Source organism: Pseudobutyrivibrio sp. 49, from assembly GCF_900100545.1.
GTDB lineage: Bacteria > Bacillota > Clostridia > Lachnospirales > Lachnospiraceae > Pseudobutyrivibrio.
In genome coordinates this window covers 300,574-320,365 of record NZ_FNDP01000001.1, presented here as the reverse complement: position 1 = coordinate 320,365, position 19,792 = coordinate 300,574, and the positions used below count along the sequence as shown (strand labels likewise).

Here is a 19,792-nt window from a genome sequence, read left to right as displayed (position 1 = left end):
ACCTCCTACAAGCACATATCTTTATTTCTTTGTTGTTTCTTCTGCCACTGTTCAAGCAGCTTTATAATAGTGTCTTCCATCTGGCGTGGTGTGAAAGACTTTGGAAAATATTTCTTAAGGACATCATTCTTAAGAGTAACTCTGTCTACATCCTGCTTTTTCTCTTCTGAAAGAATGATGTTCATTCCTTCCTGAGTTATTCTATTTTCTATGGCTAATGCTTTGATTCTCTGAGCCTGAGAAAGTGATGGAATAGACTGTGAGTATTCAATAGCCTCTAATAAGTCTTTTTGTTGAGTTGGATTTAGGAACGATAACTCCACAGCTGGATTAAACCCAATTTGTTTATTATCTACCATATCCATCAGCTCTGGACAAAGATTTGTCAGACGAATATATCTCTGAATCTGCTTTGCACTTTCTCCAACTTGTTCAGCCAAAATATCTCTAGATTTCTTTCCATCTAACTTGTGGTCAACTTGACCACAAGTTAAATCACCTCTTTCACCTTGATGCTTCATCGCGTCCAACTTCATCTTATAAGCCCAGGCTCTTTCACTAGGAAGTATTTCTTCACGCTGCAGATTACTATCTACCATCAAAATGGTCGCTGCATCATCATCCAAATCCCTAACAATACAAGGAATTGTTTCTAAGCCAGCAATCTCACAAGCATGATGTCTTCTATGCCCTGAAAGGATTTCATAACCATCGCCATCAAGTCTTACAATAGCTGGCTGTAAAACGCCAAACTCTTGTATTGATTCTACCGTCTTTGCCATATCTTCATCGTCTTTAACCTTAAAAGGGTGACCTTCAAAAGCATGAAGTTCTGTAAGAGGCAATTGCACAACCACATCACCATCAGGTACTTTGGCTGTTTCTTCCTTAGCTGCCCCGCCAAAGATATCATCGTAACTGGTCAATTGAATGTTTGCGCGCTCTTTCATTCTTCAATACCTCCTTAGTTAACTCTCTATAAGCCTCTGCAACTTTTCCCTTAGGGTCATGAGCGTAAATACTCTTGCCCTCAGCACTTATTTCAGCTGCTCTAACTGAATGTGGAATCTCAGTTTTATAAACCTTTAACTTGCTGCCATAAGTCTCACGAATAAGATTACTAATATCCTTAGCGTAGTTTGTTCTGTTATCCACCATTGTTAAGAGGATTCCATCAATCTTAAGCTTGGGATTAATCTGTCGTCTTACTTTGCTAACAGTCTGTAAAAGCTGCTCTAAACCTTTAACCGAAAGGTACTGTGCCTGAACTGGTATCACTAACTGATCAGCAGCTGCTAACGCATTTACGGTAAGCATTCCAAGCGAAGGCATACAATCAATTAGCACATAGTCATAATTCGTTTTTACGGAATCAATATATTCTTTCAAAACCCTTTCACGACTCATATAGTTGACAAGAGATAATTCCATACCAGAAAGCTCTATGTTTGCTGGAAGCAAATCGACACCTTCTTTGTGATGAAGAATCCCTTCATCACCACCTATCCGCTCTTCATTAAGCACCTTTGCCATAATATCCTTTACTGTTACCGGTATCTCATCTGTTCGTGGATACCCAAGGCTGATGGTAAGTGAACCCTGTGGGTCCAAATCAACCAATAAAACCTTTTTTCCTTCTGCAGCAAGACCAATTCCAAGATTTTCTGTACTTTGGGTTTTCCCAGTCCCACCTTTCTGATTTACAAGCGCCATAACAATTGGCTTACTCATTGTTTTGCCCTCCTTCATTCCTAAATATTTCATTATTGCAACGAGTCCTGTAGTAAGAAGATGTCGTTAATAGCGAGTTATACAAGGTCGTTAATAGATACGATTTGATATTACCTATTTTCGATTTTGTTTCTTCTAGACGTTCCAGCACGAATGCGATATTAAACATATTCAGTTTCATAAACTGTGATCTAACAATACTCATTGGCTTTTTCTCTCCACAAATAACGATTTCCTTCTTAGATGACGTAACTACATCAACAATCAACTCATAAAGCTCATCAACAAGAGGATTATCTGAATAATCAACTCTCAAAGCATCCAAGCTTATCTGTTTTGCAATATAACATCTGATTGCGGAGTAGTTATCAAAGTCTTGTCTCGTCCTGTCCCGTCCTTCATCTACATAACCTTCATCATTAGACAAGACTTGACTAGACTCAGTATCACTAAATTCAGTTTTATTAAACTTAGTATTATTTGTTTGTCTTTCCGACAATTCTTGATTTGACTTATCGACATTTCTTGAATTGTCATTTGGACAATTCCGGAAGTGTCCATCCGACACTTCCTCTGAAAAGTCCAATACGTAGATGAGATTTGGCTTATTCAGCCCCTGCCTTTTTCTTTCAATTAATTCAATTTCCTCAAGCTCTTTGAATACACTGCAGGCCTTTTTCTCTCCACAACCAATAACCTCTTCAGCAGCTTCACTGATTGTGCAGTAAACAAAGACTCTACCTTCATCATCAAACCATTCATTTTCTGCAGATAAACTCATCCTATCCAACAGGAAACCATACAGTACCTTAGCCTCACAGGAAAGCTTGCGATATCTTTTTCCCGTTAGTAACAACTTTGGAATTCTTATAAATGAAAAAAGGTCAGCTTGCCGCCGACCATAAAAATACTTTTTAGACATTAAATCCCACCTCGTATATTCACTTTATTTGGCCTATATAGCCATTTCACCTTTGTCCTTAGACTTTGGTTTATGCTCCTTCTTTGGAGCTTCCTTGACCTTATCCTGGGTCTTCTTAAGCTTACCAACAGCAGATTCTTTCTCAGCCTCTTTATCAGGCTCATGCTCCTTTGTAGCTATACGCTCTTTGAAGTTCTCTGCCAGCTCAAATACCTTTTCCTTTGAATCATAGTGATATAGATTATCCGAAAGGATGTCCTCTGGCTCTAACTCACAAGAATTCACATTGGATATCATCTCCTTAAGTGATTCTATATCGTGAGCCATAGACTCAGGTACTAAAAGCACCTCGTGGATTGAACAAGGGATAATATAGAAGTCTTCTCCCATCTTTTTTGCCTGCTCATCCAAGAAGCCCTCATAAGCAATAACACCAGCTCCATGATGCTTATCCGCCACTGTTCCAACGAGAATCTGATCTTCTGGTCCACCAGCAGGGAGCATAAATCCTGCATCCGGAATAAGCTCTGCAATTGTTCCAAATAAAGTATTAACCTCCACAGGTCTGATCTCCGGTGATGAAATAAGAGCATCCTGATGAAGTTGCTCCTTTGTAATATCCATCTTTTCAAGCATCTCATTTGTCACAACGACTGATGCTATTCCATCATCCATCTGTCCAAGCAATACGCGATATACAATCGCTATGTCCTCCATATCTTTGTGAGGAACCTTCTCAAGAAGTGATGCATTCTTCTCAGCATTTACTGCTTCAAGTACCAGCTTGTCTTTGATGAAATCATAATCTGTAAGCTGATTTGCATTGTAGCTTGGCATGTTAGAAATAGCGTCATCCATCATACTTGTCGCGTGGTTCAAAACCAAGTCGTAATCACCTGTTTTCTCATAAGCTGCAAACAGATTTGAGAAATTACCACTAGGTCCCATCATGGAATTCTCAAGCTTAACAGAAATTGCATCATAACCATCCTGATTAAGCTTCTGTGAAGGTGCGATATCTACACTTGCGATATCATGCCCTTTTGCCTCAAGATTCTTCTTAAGGTCTTCTGTGAACTGTTCTTTGAACTGTTCGTAGTCCATATAACCAACCTCCTTATGAATATTTTATTTTTGTCTATATGTGAGACAAAAAAAGAGCAGTTATTCAATAAAGAATACCTACTCTATGTAACAAAAATATTCAGTTTGGAAGGCAAATGGTGTCAAAAAAATTGACACCATTTTGACACCATTTGCTCACGACACCCATTTCAAAAATGCTTATTTTACGCCATTTTGACACCACAAGTTATGACAACTTACGATACGTTACGATAAGATATAACAGTTTACATAAATAGCAAAAATCCTTATAAATCCGCTATTTTTCGCTAATCTTATTCCACTCATAAGGTGTGTTCTGATATACGTAATAATTCAACCAATTAGAATACATAATATTTCCATGGCTTCTCCACTGGAGCAGAGGTTTCTGCTCAGGATCATCGTCTGGATAATAATTTACAGGGAGGTCGATTTTCAATCCCTTGCTCTTATCACGCTTGTACTCGTTATCAAGAGTGAAGCGATCATACTCTGGGTGTCCCATTACAAAAATATTGCTGCCATCCTTAGACATGCAAAGGAACACTCCTGCTTCCTCTCCTTTAGCACAAACTACGAGATCCTTACAAGCCTCTATATCTTCTGTGCGCACGCCTGTGTGACGGCTGTGTGGCGCATAAAAAACGTCATCGAAACCACGAACAAGTGGAATCTTTCTGTTCTGAACCTTGTGTGGGAACACACCAAATTTCTTATCATCCAAATCGTACTTATTAATGCCGTAACGATAATAAAGACCAGCCTGACATCCCCAGCAAAGATGAAGTGTAGATGTGACATGAGTCTTTGTCCACTCAAATACATGAGTGAGCTCCTCCCAATAATCCACCTCTTCAAAAGGCATCTGTTCTACAGGTGCTCCTGTAATAATCAACCCATCAAAATATCTATCGTACACGTCCTCAATGCGCTCATAGAAAGTATCAAGATGAGTCTTACTTGTGTGCTTGCTCTCGTGGCTTCCGACAGTGAGGAAAGTCACATCCACCTGAAGTGGTGTATTGGAAAGGGATCGCAAAAGCTGAAGCTCTGTAGCCTCCTTCAAAGGCATTAGATTTAAAATCCCAATTGAGATAGGTCTGATATCCTGATGAGTGGACCTATTCTCGTCCATAACAAATATATTCTCTTGCTCAAGTATTGCCTTAGCAGGTAAATCGTTTTGTGTTCTAATTGGCATACTTCTCCCTCTCCTTTACCATCTAGTATATCTACGTAACTTTTTTAATGATAACACAACCTAACTTCTTGTGCCATGCATTAATTCTTTATTCGCATACATTCGCTCATCTGCCTTAAGATATACTCGATTAGGATCTGCATTCTCATATTCATGTCTAAAAGCATAGCCAATTGCTGCGCTACGATTTATTGATGGATCTAATTTATTCAGTTCATCTAATTTATTGTTAAGCTTTTCTATAAACTCATCCAATTTATCCATGCTATCCCCTGTAAGAATAGCGACAAATTCATCGCCACCTATACGTCCAACAAAACCTTCCTTACCAAAAATTTCATCCAGCGTCTTCCCAAATTCGGTAATATATTTATCACCCATCAAATGTCCCTGATTATCGTTAATAGCCTTTAAACCATTCAAATCAATACTGACAATACAGTAATCCATTTCACTCTTGGTGAGCTTTTCCATATAAGCCTCGTATTTCGATCTATTAGCTAAACCAGTGAGCTCGTCTGCGTAAGCCAAATGTGCAAGGGAAGAATACTCTTCATTTCTCGCAAATGACTCAGAAATAAAAGTGTAATAATTAAGTAGTGTTCCGAAAACCATACAGATAGCAGCTACTGGAACAATAAGTTTTGATAAAAATATCTGTTTAGTAATGCCATAAATCTCTAAATAATAAAAGAAAACATTAATGGCAAATGCAGATGCCAGGCCAATTTGACCAATCAACTGAGTGTACTGCGATTTCGTTACTAGATTTCCTTTTGCATCTTTCAGAAGCACCATTACGAACATGAAGCCAATCAAAACTGCAGCATCCAACTGATATATAAGTAAAGTCCTATTGATGTGAACCAATCCCGCGAAATGAATTATTATCAAAGCAAATGGCACAAGTGAACCTACGACACTGAATCCCAAAAAAACTTTATTATTTAAATAATCTCGCATACAGCCGATTGTTAAATACATAAGTGGAACTACCATATACAAAGATATATATTCTATTTCAGTCTGATGTCCATTGGTTTCAATAAACAAATCCAATAGTCTAAACTGAGCCAAAAACCATATTCCCAGCACAAGATACATTAATGCAGCGTATATCTGCATATTCACCTCTGCAATATCGCTTCTGAAGCCTATAGCCACTGCAAAAAATATAATGCCAAACACTATTAGAAATGCCGAAACCAAATATATAAACATGTGATTATATACTTCAAATGTCAGCAATCCTACATATCCGCCAACTGCTGGAGCATCATAATAATCGTACGCCCCCTCCTCAGCCACAAGCAAATTAATCTGAATGTTTGATGGCTTAATTTTTTTAGGTAGACTAACGAAATTATTTTCACAGCCAATAAATTTTCCATTTTTATATTCGTCTAAAAATCTTTGTCCTATCAGTTCTTCCCCAGAATATACTCTCCAGGCACTAAATCTAGATTCAAACATTATTGTTGGAGATACAAAATTAAGCAAATTTACATTATCATTTTTTAATGTAATAATATCCCCTTTATGCGTTCTATTTCCAATAAGCTTTCTGAGATTTGATAATTCAACATTCTCATATTTTGTATCGTTGTAAGTAACCTCCCAACCACTATTCAACACAACAACACTTGAATAATAATCAGGTCTAAGGAAAAAATAGCCAATCGTAAGTACAATAATAAAAGCCAAAAAGGAGATTCCAAGATAAAGTATCTTTTTACCCATGGTGCACCTCCTTCATTTCATACATGCGCTGATCAGCTAGAGTAAATACATCCTGATATCGTCCGCCCGGCACCTCGTTGCTAAATGCATATCCAACAGATGCACCCAAGCTAATATCTTTACTGTATGCATTATATTTTTGCATTTTTTCCTCTAAATCACGGACGCAGGCTTCGCACAATTTTTCGTCGATATTTTTAAATACCACAACAAATTCATCGCCTCCGGTTCGTGCTATCATATCAGAATCTGCATAGACAATCTCTAATATCTTCGCAAATGCGATAATCATTTTATCCCCAGTCATATGTCCAAAGTGATCATTAACATATTTAAGCTTGTCTAAATCCAAGCTGATAATTGTATAATTTCCAAATAAATTTGCAAAATATTGATTGCATGCAGCTCTGTTCAAAAGTCCAGTTAATGCATCGGTAAAAGCCATGCCTTCCAATTGCTTTTTTACTCTATCGGCACTCATATGATTGATGCCATTCATGAAATAATAAACAAAATAACAAAGCATGAAAATTAACATTCCAAGCTCTAACAAATCTATAGATGGGAACAATTTTGTATCAGTCAAATTGGCCTCATCATTGAAAATAGATTCTATCAACATCTCTAGCAAAGAAAAAACAAGCATCATAATAAATCCAAACAAAAGATAGAAATCTGCATCCACACTAAAATAGTATTCAGATTCCTCATTAATTTTCTGCTTATCTACAATTCCCCTTATAAGTGGAGGCAGGATAACAAGAATCTCAACAATATCCAGTATACCTACAATACTTACCATTCTGTTAATGTGAAGAATACCCATGAAATGAAGCAGCAAAAATACTATCGGAAATACGATATTGATTGTGATAAATGTGCGCTGCGTTCTCTTAATTAAATCTGGATGAATAGAATACAAGATAATCGAAAATGCCAATGGCATCAAATAAAATGCTATATACTCCAACATAGAAAATAAAACATCATGGGAACCAATAAACCATAATATATCATTTCTTGCAAAGACATAGCAGCCCAATAGCATTGAAAAATCTGCACCAATATAAATTTGTATAGCACTTCTTCGGGTAAAAGCCAGATAAATTGACAATGAAAACAATAAACAAGAATAGACAACTAAAAAGCTGCCAACAAACATAGAAATTCTATTATAACTATAAAACGCTCGAACCAAGTAACTTCTTTGACCAAAATAAATCGGCGCAATCCTTCCGGATGAATCATTTTCACCCATTGTATAGGTTAGCATGATATTATGCATACCAGACTGCGGGCTCATATCTATCAAACTATATCTTTTCGGAATTAATTTTCCTTTTTCAAATTCATCCTTACCGAAAGAATATCTAATTCTTCCATCAACCAACAAATCAACTGCCTGAAGCTTTGTCCTAAACATAAGCGTGGATTTGTCTGGAACAAAAATTGTTTGCGATATAGTTATGCGTTCTCCTCTACGAATTCTGCCGATTTTATACTTGGATAATGACACATTATTAGACACTTCACCGTCACGAAAAACAGACCAGCCAGAATCTAAGCAGCTGATTGAAAAATTCGATGATGAGGTAAACCATCTACCCCCAAATACCAACATAACTATTGTTATAAATAGTATTAGCATCGGGAGTATCAGGAACCTTTTTATTAAAATTTGTCGCCTTCTTTCCATCATGTGCACATTATAAAATATATATGTGTTTTTTTTTGTAAGAAATCGTTATAAATTAGCTATTTATCAAGGATAACAATCCATTTTCATCAAGCACTGTAACGCCTAAAGCATTTGCCTTATCTAATTTACTTCCTGCAGCATCACCTGCAACAAGATAATTGGTCTTCTTTGAAACTGAACCAGAGCACTTTCCGCCATTTAATTCGATAAGCTCCTGAGCTTCTTTTCGACCCATAGTAGGAAGTGTTCCTGTGATTACGAAAGTAAGACCTGAAAGCTTGTCTGTAGCGCCTTCTTTTTCTTCCTCTACCATATTAACACCTGCAGCCTTTAATCTGCCTATAATGTCAATATTTACAGGGGCGTGCAAATAATCATAAATAGATTTGGCACTGATTTCTCCAATATCATTAACCTGCATAAGCTCTTCTTCTGACAGTTCCATGATTTTTTCGATGTCCTTGAACTGTCCAAGTAACGCCTTTGCAGCAGCCTTTCCAACATTAGGAATACCAAAGCCTGTGAAAAGCTTTACAGCATCATTTTCCTTTGAGCTTTCGATAACACCAAGAAGCTTGTCAGTATTCTTTTCCTTACCGATAATCCCCTCCTCAATAAGCTCATCTCGCTTATCCTTAAGAGAATAGATATCAGCAATATCCTTAATGTACCCTCTTCTTACAAGGTCGATGATATATACTTCACCAAATCCTCTAATATCCATAGCATCTCTTGATACAAAATTAATAATATGACGCTCTAACTGAGCTGGACAGCTAGGATTAGAGCACTTCATATCTGCTGTATCAGCATCCCTTGATACAGGGCCGCCACAGGCTGGGCAAACACTTGGAATCTTATATGTCTTAACTCCATCTGGACGTTTATCGTGCTTAACCTCTTTAATCTTAGGAATGATTTCGCCTGATTTATAAACTACTATCGTATCTCCGATACCGATGTTCAGTTCATCAATAAAATCCTGATTGTGAAGTGTTGCACGGCTAACTGTTGTACCGCATAAACGAATTGGCTCAAAAATAGCTGTAGGATTTACTCGACCAGTACGGCCTACAGAAAGCTCTACATCAAGAAGTTTTGTCTCTTTCTCCTCTGGTGGATACTTGTACGCAATATGGCCACTTGTATACTTAGCACTGGTTGAAAAATCTCCTCTGTATGCGACCTGATCAATCTTAACTACCGCACCATCTATATCAAATTCAAACTCTTCTCTCTTCTCGCCAATCTCATCGATAACAGATAAAATATCCTCTGCATTATCGCATATACGATGGAAAACAACTGGCACATTGTGCTCGTCCAAAATATCAAGTCCCTTACAATGACTCTCTGTAAGCTCATCCGGACCCTGCTGAACATTGAATACAAACATCTTCAAACCACGCTTTTTAGTGATATTTGCATCAAGCTGGCGAAGTGTTCCAGCAGCAAGGTTTCTAGGATTAGCTGCAAGCTTACCTCCAGCAATTTCCTGCTCTTCGTTGTATCTGTCGAAATCCTCGTGAGACATATATACTTCACCTCGAAGCTGAAGTGATTCATATGGCAAATCAAGATATTTATTTACATCTGGAATAACAAGTGCATTTTCTGTAACGTCCTCACCTACAAGACCGTCTCCTCTTGTCTCAGCAAGCTTAAGCTTTAACTTTCCCTGACTATCTTTCTCGTATCTGAGAGTCATAGAAAGACCGTCAATCTTTGCCTCTACAGAAAACTTTGCATCAGGATGAACAGCTTTCACTTTATCAACCCATGCTGTCACATCTTCCTTATTGAAAACATCTTCAATAGAAAGCATAGGTACATCATGAGTAACCTTTACTCCTGCTTCACGCATGGCAACTCCACCAATCTTCTGTGTTGGTGAATCTGGTGTGACCCATTCTGGGTGCTCAGCCTCTGCTGCTTTCAATGCCTGCATCAACTGATCATATTCGAAATCAGAAATTTCTGGCTCGTTTTGGTTGTAATATCGGTCCATGTGGTAGTCGATTTGGTCTACCAGCTTTTTATATTCTTTCAGTTCCATTAATTCTTTGATCCCTCTAACATTTTATTTAGCTTTTTAAGCTCATCAGAAGTTACATCTCTGTATGTATCTTCCTTTAAATCTCCAAGCTCTATATTCATTATTCTTACTCTCTTAAGAGTACGAACTCTGTAACCAAGCTCCTGGCACATTCTGCGAATCTGACGGTTCAGTCCCTGAGTAAGAATGATTTTAAACTTATTTGGTCCAAGCTTTGTCACCTGACACTTGCGTGTGGTGGTGTCCAACTCTGTAAGGTACACACCTGCCGACATTCGCTTAATGAAATCCGCTGTAATTTCCTTGTCAGTGGTGACAATATATTCTTTTTCATGAGCATTTACTGCTCTCATTATCTTATTAACTAAATCCCCCTGATTTGTAAGCAAAAGCAACCCAGTACTGTCTTTATCAAGACGGCCTATTGGATATATTCTCTCAGGATAATTCAGGTGGTCTACAATATTATTCTTCTCTCGCTTTTCTGCAGTGCAAACAATCCCTGCTGGCTTATTGTAAGCAATCAGCACCTGTTTTTTCCCAACATTTGATACTGGTTTACCCTTAAAAAAGACCACATCTGACGAAGACACCTTCATGCCCATCTGTGCCGGTTGCCCATTTACCATAACCTCTCCAGCTTCAATGGCAGCATCCGCAGCTCTTCGACTGCACACTCCCGCATCAGACAAATATTTATTTAATCTGTATAATTCTTCCACTAAAGCCTCCATCTATATATCAGAATGGAGACCAAGTTCATGGTCTCCATAAATTTCTTATTTATTAGAAGAAAGACTTACTTAGATAAAAGATCTGTTCTGATGTAGCCTTCCTTTTTCTTAAACTTAACCTTTGTCCATCCCTCTGCATAGCTCTGGATTACTTCTACCTCATCACCATCGTAAGCTACTGCTACCTTAGATGAAGATGTATCCATGCTTGAGCGGATGTTTGTTGTACTCTTGATAGTAATCTTGTCACCCTTGTTTAAGGTCTTAGCTGCAGGTGTCTCTTCCTGAGTCTCCTGAGTTTCTTCTGCTGTATCATTACCATCAGAAAGCTTTACTGCATCCTTTGTAATATATGCCTTTGTTCCGTTGTAATCAAACTTGTAGAAATCACCCTCTTCTCCGTATACAGTGATTTCAACCCCCTTCTGGATAGAGCCAAGTCTGTTACTGTTCTTATCTGCCTGCTCACGTACATTAGCCTTTGCGCTGGTCGTTGCTGTGTATGAGTTTGCCTCTTCCTCAGCAGCCTTTGCAGCCTCTTCAGCGGCCTTAGCGTCTTCCTCTGCCTTTGCCTTTGCTTCTTCCTCTGCCTTTGCGGCTTCTTCTGCTGCGGCAGCTACCTGAACCTGGTAATCAGAATTCCACTGAACAATTGCAGCTGGAAGTGTCTCTGACATAAATGTAGCAAGGCTGGCGTCTTTATCAATAGCATCCTCGTATGCCTCAGTAACCTCAGCTTCTTTATCTAACTTATCCTGCTGACGAATAAATACAGAAATCAAATCAGAAATCTCTGTATCCATCTCATAGATATTATTTGTCTGATTGAAAGAACCATAAATATTGTTTATGAAAAGCTTACCGTCATCATTTGTTTCTACATAGAAGAAATCAAGACCAGGAGCCTGTGTATCAATGTCCTTATATTTAAGATCTACTCTAACAGAACAAAGGTAAGATCCATTCTCAAGGCCATCTTTTGTGAAAACCTTGATGTTATTAAAGCTATCAATGTACTGACTATAGAACTGAATGTAGCTAACTTCCTGATCTGAAACTGGATCGGCTATCTTCTTAAGTGAATCAGTATCTCCAGCTGCGTAAGCTACGTAATAATCACTAATTAATTTATTAAGCTCTTCATTTTTATTTTCTTTGTAATTCTTATAAACACCCTCTACTGATTTATCCTGTGTTGCCGACTTTCCTGTTCCCATAAACAGTACAAATGCCATGCATATAAAAATACAACCAGCCAAGAAATATCTTTTATGTAAAGCGATAAAATCGCCGCAAATTCCTGCTATATATCTAATCTTATCTTTTAACTTTTGAAAATCCATGTATGCCTCCGATGACTTTTGTAGGCTTTTAACTGTAGACGGCCGGATTCGAACCGGCGGTCTTCGGAGTCGGAGTCCGATGCGTTATCCAGCTACGCTACGCCTACTAATTTACTTGCCGATTTATTGTATCACAACTTACTACTCACATCAAATCAGAAAACCTTATTTTTGGAGAAAACTTTAGTTGATAAAAGTGCTAAAGTGTTCTAAAATCATAATAATTTATTTAGGAGGTTTTGCAGGTATGAATCCAATTGGTTCCACTAGATTATATTGTTTACTCGGAAATCCTGTTTCGCATAGTATCTCTCCTGCCATGCACAATTTGGCTTTTGATACTCTGGGGCTGGATAACTCTTATATGGCTTTTAATGTCGAGCCTGATGACTTACCAAGGGTTGTTGATGGTTTAAAGGCTGTAAACTGCGGCGGTTTTAATTGCACTATGCCCTTTAAAACAGCAATCATTCCTCTTTTGGATGAAATCGACGAGATTGCGTCCTTGGCTCATTCCGTAAACACAGTAGTTAACATTGATGGTAAACTTCGCGGCTATACAACTGATGGAATCGGATTCTTACAGTCCATGGCTGAGTGTGGGATAAAGTATAAAGGCACCACTATAACTATGCTAGGTGCAGGCGGCGTTGCCACTTCTATTATCACTCAGGCTGCTTCCGAGGGTGTATCAAAGATAAATATTTTTAAACGTAAAAATTCAACCTTTAAAGATACAGTAGAGTATGCCGACAAAATTACAAAGGCAACGGAATGTGATGTTTTTGTTTATGACATGGCAGATAAGGACATTTTAGAATTTTCCCTTCAGGAAAGTGATATCCTTATTAATTGTACAAATGTAGGAATGGGTGACGATGATACCTCTCTTGTTCCAAAGGAATTCCTTCATAAAAATCTCATCGTATGTGACACAATCTACCATCCAGACATGACCCGACTATTAAAAGATGCTGCAGCTGTGGGATGCAAAACCATGAATGGAAAATATATGCTGCTATATCAAGGCGCGGCTGCCTTCAAGCTTTGGACAGGTCAGGAAATGCCAAAAGATGTAGAAAATAAAATTAAAAGAATAGAGGAATAAAAATGAGTTTCAATTATCTTAAAAAAATGCCTTCACCAGAAGAAATAAAGGAAATGCTTCCCGTCCCTGAGAAGGTTCAAGAGCTTAAGCTCAAGCGTGACAAGGAAGTAGCTGATATTATTACTGGAAAAGATGACAGATTCTTATGTATCATCGGACCTTGTTCGGCTGACAATGAAGACGCTGTATGTGAGTACATCAGTAAACTTGCAAGAGTTGCTGAAGATATAAAAGACAAAGTATTAGTTGTTCCTCGTATTTATACAAACAAACCTCGTACAACAGGTAGCGGCTATAAGGGAATTGCCTCTCAGCCTGATCCAAATGAAGCTCCTGATATGCTCGCTGGACTCATCGCCATGAGAAAAATGCATATACGAGCAATGACAGAATCAGAGCTTACAGCTGCTGACGAAATGCTCTATCCTGAAAACTGGGGCTATGTAGATGATCTTCTTTCTTATGTAGCAATCGGTGCCCGCTCTGTTGAGGATCAGCACCACCGCCTCACCGTATCAGGCTTTGACGTTGCATCAGGAATGAAGAACCCAACCTCAGGTGATTTCTCAGTAATGCTTAATTCAGTGTATGCCGCACAGCATCCACATCATTTTACCTTCTCAGGCTACGAGGTAACCACTACTGGTAATCCTCTTGCACACACAATTTTACGTGGTGCTGTTTCAAAGCACGGCAACAGCACTCAGAACTACCACTACGAAGATCTTATTCGTCTTCACAACATGTATGAGGAAATGGATTTAGTAAATCCTGCATGTATTATCGATGCAAATCACTCTAACTCAAACAAACAGTTCAAGGAACAGATTCGTATCGTAAAAGAAGTGATGCACAACCGCAATCACTCAGATGATATTAAGAAGTTAGTAAAGGGTGTAATGATTGAATCTTATTTAGTTGAAGGATGTCAGCCTATTTCTGAAAACCAGACCTATGGACAGTCTATCACTGATCCATGCCTTGGTTGGGAAGATACCCGTCATCTCTTGTATACGATAGCAGAGAGAAATTAAAGCATAAAAAACCTCTAGTAGCTATCAAGCTCTTAGTTTTGCGCAGTGAAACATGTTAGTTGAACAGTGCAATACTAAGGCTTGAGAGTATAACTAGAGGTTTTCCTTTATGCTGTAAGTCTACCTACTTCAAAAATTGAAATAAGCTCATCATCCTTTTTTCCTACTCCACTAATGAAGCTATCCTCTTTCTTGAGAAATGGTGAAGGCTCGTTAATCTCATCATTAGCTATATTCATTACAGCCTTTACATCATCAACGATAATTCCCATCATCTCGTCATTCTCGAGGTTAAGAACAATAATGCGAGAATCCTTATTAATATTCTCCTCAACATAATTCATTCTCTTACGAAGGCTCATTACAGGAACAACATGTCCACGTAAATTGATTACACCCTTCATATACTCTGGAGCCTTTGGGATACTTGTGATATCTGGAACCATAATAATAGAATTGATTACAGAAATATCAATACCAAATGATTCCTTATCAATATGGAAAACAATATACTGCTTATCCTCATTTTCCACATTCTTCATAACCACTAAATCGTTCATTATTGAATCCTCCTTTATTCTTTATAAAACCTGTTAATAATTAAGCTATTTTAAAGAACTTCATTTCTTCATTTAACTGATCAGCAATGCCCTTAAGGTGTGATGCTGATTCTGCAAGTGTCGATACTGTAGCTGAAAGTTCCTCTACTGATGCACCTGTTGTCTCTGAAGAAGCTGCATTCTCTTCTGAAATAGCAGAAAGAGATGACATTGCATTAGCTACAACTGTGTTAGAAGATACACAAATATCCGCCTCACCAGAAATCTTAGTAACACTGTGAACTGTCTCATCAATATCCTGAAGCATTCCCTGAACTGTATCAAGGGCCTCACCAAGAGCCTTCTGCTGTTCCATATTTCCGTTCATAACATGGCCAGCTGCCTTAACTGCCTGCTCTGCCTCAGCTAAAAGCTCATCCATTAATACTCTGATTTCCTGAGCAAGGTTCTCTGAATCATCAGCAAGCTTTCTAATCTCTTCAGCAACAACTGCGAAGCCCTTACCAGCCTCACCAGCACGTGCTGCCTCAATTGAAGCATTAAGAGAAAGAAGGTTTGTCTGAGCTGCGATACCAGAAATACCCTCAACTCTTTCATTAATATTTGAAACTGCATTCTGTGTTGAAGAAATCTTTTGAGCAATTTCTTCAATCTTAAGAGTCATATCACTGCTTGTATTCTGAAGAACTGCAAGTGATGAGCTAGATGCCTCTGATGCATTCTTCATTCTATCTGCAAGTGATGACATTTCAACAGTTGAATCCTGAACACTTTCAACAGCGTCTGTAATCTGATTTGTGCTCTGTGCTGCAGACTGTACTTCTTCTGCCTGCTGTACTGCACCACTTGCAATCTGCTGAACTGCAACTGCAACGCTTTCTGCTGTAGCATTAATCTGATCTGCCATCATTGATAACTCTTCTGATGACTCGCCAACATTGCTTGAAGAATCCATAATGCTAGCAACAATACGTGAAAGCTTCTCAATTACTGTATTTGTATAATTTACAATGTGACCAAACTCGTCTTTACGATTTGTAAACTTATCAATATTCTTAAATCTACCCTCTGCAAGAGCTGAAAGTGAATCATTAACTGCAAGGATAGGCTTTGTAAAGCTAACAGCAATAAAGAAAGCAACAAATCCACCAACTAAAATAAGAATTAAACCTAATATATTAGATGTAATGGCACTCATACGAGCTGAGTAAAGCACCTCATTAACTGGAACATTCATACATACGGTATAGCCAGTGATAGGCTCTTTAACGTATGATGTATACATTAATTCACCCATAGCGCTATTTTCAAAAGTACCAGACTCTTCATCAGAGCCTACGAAAGGCGCATCCGCAATAACGATTGGTTCATCATCAGCTGATATTTCCATATAAGAAGCAGCGGCAATAGTTCCGTTCTTATCAACAATAAAGCATGAACCACCTGCATCTACTAAAACATCATGAAGCTGTGCTAAATCATAACTTCTATATAAAACACCAATAACATTTTCTGTATTTGGCTGGAATACAGGAACTGCAAGACAAATACTTCTTACGCCTGTTGAAGTACTAACCATTACCGAAGAAGCAGTTGTTGAGCCCTTCATGGCACCCTGGAAATAATCTCTAGATGACACATCAGTAAGATCCTTATTATCACTTCTAAGAACCATCTGTCCCTGAGTATTTACAAGGGTAATTTCATTTCCATCATTAATCTTAGAATTAATGTACTGCATCTGATACTTAACAGCGTCTGCATTTTCTTGATTAACAAGATAATCTACTGTATCCTGAGAAGCAGCAATAGTATTTAATGCAGCTTCACCTTCAGCAAAAATAGTATTTAATACTGCCTGTAAGTACCAAGCAGACCATTCATTCTGCTCCTTAGCTGCAAAAGTTGATTGCTTTGTAGCTGCAAAATAATTAACAGAAGTTGATACCAAAAGTGGTATACCTGCTAAAGCAACCATTGCAACAATAAGCTTTGTCTTTACACTTGAAAAAAACGAAATCTTAGCTGTATTAATTTTGTCAGTTTTCTTAGTCTTTTTCATATAAACCTCCATAAAAAATAAACCAAAAACCATGAACCAAAAACAAAAATGCATTTGTGTTATATTTGTGAACACAGAATGAGATTATAACAGGTTTTATAACGCCATGTTGTATTTATTTAAGTACAATATAGTAATATGTCACAAAATCTTATAGGTTTTATATTGTGATAATGCACAAAAAATTGTCATTTTTAAAAAAACGCCGAGAATTCAAGGCAAAAAAATAGAGATTAAAGAACAATGTCTCTAATCTCTACAAACTGATACTTGATACAGTATCAATCACTAGTTTCTACATTTAACTGCATAAGCCATAATTGCGGCCACTGTCTTTGCATCCTGCATTTTTCCAGAAAAACACATATCCAACAAATCTTTTAAATCCCATTCTTCAATATCAATTTCCTCAGATTCATCGAGTTTCTGCTCTCCTACTTTTTCAAGCTCAGTAGCAAGATAAACATCGATTAATTCATCGCAAAAGGCTACAGTTGATTTAAGAGAAAGAAGCTTTTCTATTTTTCCAGCTCTATATCCTGTCTCCTCTTCAAGCTCTCTTGCAGCACATACAGCTGTATCTTCATTTGCAGAATCTCTTTTGCCCGCGGGAATCTCCAGTGTCTCTCGATTCAGGGCATTTCTATATTGTCTTACCATTAATATCTTTCCATCTGGCTTTACAGCAAGTACACATGCAGCTCCCATTCTATGACTTATAAAGTCCCACTTTTCTGTCTTGCCGTTTGGAAGAAGCATAGTGTCTTCGTAAAAATCAAGAATTGAACCACTATGAACAAGTTTTCTATCTATTCGTTTTATCTGTTCCATTATTAATTTGTGCCTCCATTAAAAAAGCGGCTGGATAACCAGCCGCCCAGTAATTACTTCGCGTAATCTGTAACTCGTGATTCACGAATTACGTTAACCTTAATCTGTCCTGGATACTCAAGCTGATTCTCAATCTGCTTTGAAATATCCCTCGCCATGATGACCATATCGGCATCTGTAACCTGTTCAGGAACCACCATGATTCGAATCTCTCTACCTGCTTGAATAGCAAAAGATTTTTCAACACCCTTAAAACTGTTAGATATTTCTTCAAGTTCTTTTAATCTGTTTGTGTATGTCTCCATAGCCTCTCTACGAGCACCTGGACGAGCTGCGCTGATAGTATCAGCGGCTTGTACAATACAAGCTATAAGTGTTTCTGGCTCTACATCGCCATGATGTGCCTCTACAGCATTTACTACTGTCTGAGACTCTTTGTACTTACGACAAAGATCTGCGCCGAGCTGTACATGAGTACCCTCCTGCTCTCTATCTACTGCCTTTCCAATATCATGGAGTAAACCAGCACGCTTAGCCACTCTAACATCAAGTCCAAGCTCTGCAGCAAGGAGTCCTGATAACTGAGCAACCTCGATAGAATGCTTAAGTACATTCTGACCGTAGCTAGTTCTAAATTTCATCTTTCCAAGTAATCTAAGAAGCTCTGGGTGAATACCCTGAACACCAACCTCGAGAGCGGCTGCATCGCCTTCCTCACGAATCTGCTGTTCTACTTCCTTTTTAGCCTTCTCAACAGTCTCCTCAATTCTTGCTGGATGGATACGACCATCAACAATGAGCTTCTCCAATGCAATACGTGCAATTTCACGTCTAACTGGATCAAAAGCAGATAAAATAACTGCCTCTGGAGTATCATCAATGATAAGCTCAACGCCTGTCATAGTCTCAAGTGTGCGGATATTTCTACCCTCACGACCAATGATACGGCCCTTCATCTCATCGTTTGGAAGCTGAACTACAGAAATAGTAGTCTCTGCTACGTGATCTGCTGAGCACTTCTGGATAGCACTAACAACGATTTCACGTGCCTTCTTCTCAGCTTCGTCCTTAGCCTGAGTAAGACTTTCCTTAATAAGCTTTGCTGCGTCTAGTTTGACGTCTTCTTCTACAGATTTTAAAAGTTGTTCTTTTGCTTGTTCGGAGGTAAGTCCTGAGATTCTCTCTAGTTCCTGCACACGCTGTTGATTAAGCTTTGCAACCTCTTCTCGCTGCTTGTTAAGCTGCTGTTCCTGACGAGCGAATTCAGCTTCTCTCTTCTCTACCGCTTCAAGCTTTTTCTCAAGGTTATCTTCCTTCTGAGAAATTCTATGCTCGCTACGCTGAATCTCTGCTCGGCGCTCACGGATTTCCTTGTCGAGATCGTTCTTCTGTCTCATGGCATCTTCCTTTGCCTCGAGCATTGCCTCTCTCTTCTTGGCCTCCGCACTCTTTACAGCCTCATCAATAATCTCACGAGCCTTAGCCTCGGCAGAATCTACTTTATTCTTGCCCTGAGTCTCATGATGCTTATTTGCTGCAAATAGTGTCACAACAACTGCTACAAGAGCAACGATAATTGAAACAATAATCGTTGCACCGTTCACAGGAGCACCTCCTTATTAAATTTCTAAATTTTGAATATAAAATAAAAGCTATACTGCTCT

At 38.4% G+C, this 19,792-nt stretch carries 16 protein-coding genes and 1 tRNA gene; 2 read left to right on the top strand and 15 right to left on the bottom strand.

The genetic code is table 11. From position 1 onward, the window contains the following. Positions 1-5: 5 nt before the first annotated feature. From BLP54_RS01305 to BLP54_RS01255, 11 genes are all read right to left on the bottom strand, one after another. Positions 6-950, bottom strand: a complete 945-nt coding sequence (locus tag BLP54_RS01305; protein ID WP_090166005.1) for a ParB/RepB/Spo0J family partition protein — start codon at positions 948-950, stop codon at positions 6-8. After that, positions 910-1,731: a ParA family protein gene (locus tag BLP54_RS01300; RefSeq protein WP_090166003.1), complete on the bottom strand. Its 822-nt coding sequence runs from the start codon at positions 1,729-1,731 to the stop codon at positions 910-912. Before BLP54_RS01300 ends, BLP54_RS01305 begins: the two co-directional genes overlap by 41 nt. Beyond that, positions 1,724-2,653: a replication initiator protein A gene (locus BLP54_RS01295; RefSeq protein ID WP_090166001.1), complete on the bottom strand. Its 930-nt coding sequence runs from the start codon at positions 2,651-2,653 to the stop codon at positions 1,724-1,726. Before BLP54_RS01295 ends, BLP54_RS01300 begins: the two co-directional genes overlap by 8 nt. 33 nt (positions 2,654-2,686) lie before the next feature. Continuing rightward, positions 2,687-3,757: a DUF5688 family protein gene (locus tag BLP54_RS01290; RefSeq protein ID WP_090165999.1), complete on the bottom strand. Its 1,071-nt coding sequence runs from the start codon at positions 3,755-3,757 to the stop codon at positions 2,687-2,689. 280 nt (positions 3,758-4,037) lie between these two features. After that, a complete protein-coding gene (metA, locus tag BLP54_RS01285) occupies positions 4,038-4,961 on the bottom strand; it encodes a homoserine O-acetyltransferase MetA (RefSeq protein WP_090165997.1) in 924 nt (307 codons plus the stop codon). 60 nt (positions 4,962-5,021) lie between these two features. Then, positions 5,022-6,701 (bottom strand): GGDEF domain-containing protein, encoded by a 1,680-nt coding sequence (locus BLP54_RS01280; RefSeq protein ID WP_090165994.1) that lies wholly within the window; start codon positions 6,699-6,701, stop codon positions 5,022-5,024. Continuing rightward, positions 6,694-8,322, bottom strand: coding sequence for a sensor domain-containing diguanylate cyclase (locus BLP54_RS01275; protein WP_176754432.1), 1,629 nt, complete (start codon positions 8,320-8,322; stop codon positions 6,694-6,696). The genes BLP54_RS01280 and BLP54_RS01275 overlap by 8 nt, the downstream gene beginning before the upstream one ends. A 130-nt stretch (positions 8,323-8,452) precedes the next feature. After that, positions 8,453-10,456 (bottom strand): NAD-dependent DNA ligase LigA, encoded by a 2,004-nt coding sequence (gene ligA, locus BLP54_RS01270; protein ID WP_090165990.1) that lies wholly within the window; start codon positions 10,454-10,456, stop codon positions 8,453-8,455. Further along, positions 10,456-11,190, bottom strand: coding sequence for a pseudouridine synthase (locus BLP54_RS01265; RefSeq protein WP_090165988.1), 735 nt, complete (start codon positions 11,188-11,190; stop codon positions 10,456-10,458). Before BLP54_RS01265 ends, ligA begins: the two co-directional genes overlap by 1 nt. 65 nt (positions 11,191-11,255) lie before the next feature. Then, positions 11,256-12,533 carry an SH3 domain-containing protein gene (locus tag BLP54_RS01260; protein ID WP_090165986.1) on the bottom strand — a complete coding sequence of 426 codons (1,278 nt, stop codon included), beginning with the start codon at positions 12,531-12,533 and terminating at the stop codon, positions 11,256-11,258. Between the two features lie 33 nt (positions 12,534-12,566). Continuing rightward, positions 12,567-12,640, bottom strand: a tRNA-Arg gene (locus BLP54_RS01255). A 140-nt stretch (positions 12,641-12,780) separates the two neighbouring features. Here BLP54_RS01255 and BLP54_RS01250 point away from each other — a divergent pair. Next, a complete protein-coding gene (locus BLP54_RS01250; protein WP_090165984.1) occupies positions 12,781-13,641 on the top strand; it encodes a shikimate dehydrogenase in 861 nt (286 codons plus the stop codon). A 2-nt stretch (positions 13,642-13,643) separates the two neighbouring features. Continuing rightward, entirely contained in the window at positions 13,644-14,675 is a 1,032-nt protein-coding gene (locus BLP54_RS01245) for a 3-deoxy-7-phosphoheptulonate synthase (RefSeq protein ID WP_090165982.1), read from the top strand. 107 nt (positions 14,676-14,782) lie between these two features. Here BLP54_RS01245 and BLP54_RS01240 read toward each other — a convergent pair whose 3' ends face one another. The 4 genes from BLP54_RS01240 to rny all read right to left on the bottom strand — a co-directional run bounded on the left by BLP54_RS01240 (position 14,783) and on the right by rny (position 19,732). Further along, positions 14,783-15,235, bottom strand: coding sequence for a chemotaxis protein CheW (locus tag BLP54_RS01240; RefSeq protein WP_090165980.1), 453 nt, complete (start codon positions 15,233-15,235; stop codon positions 14,783-14,785). A gap of 40 nt (positions 15,236-15,275) precedes the next feature. Beyond that, on the bottom strand, positions 15,276-17,297 hold the full coding sequence (locus BLP54_RS01235; protein ID WP_090165977.1) for a methyl-accepting chemotaxis protein: 2,022 nt from the start codon (positions 17,295-17,297) through the stop codon (positions 15,276-15,278). A 288-nt stretch (positions 17,298-17,585) separates the two neighbouring features. Beyond that, entirely contained in the window at positions 17,586-18,128 is a 543-nt protein-coding gene (locus BLP54_RS01230) for an NUDIX hydrolase (RefSeq protein WP_090165975.1), read from the bottom strand. A 53-nt stretch (positions 18,129-18,181) separates the two neighbouring features. Continuing rightward, positions 18,182-19,732 (bottom strand): ribonuclease Y, encoded by a 1,551-nt coding sequence (gene rny / locus BLP54_RS01225; protein ID WP_330386107.1) that lies wholly within the window; start codon positions 19,730-19,732, stop codon positions 18,182-18,184. Positions 19,733-19,792 lie beyond the last annotated feature (60 nt).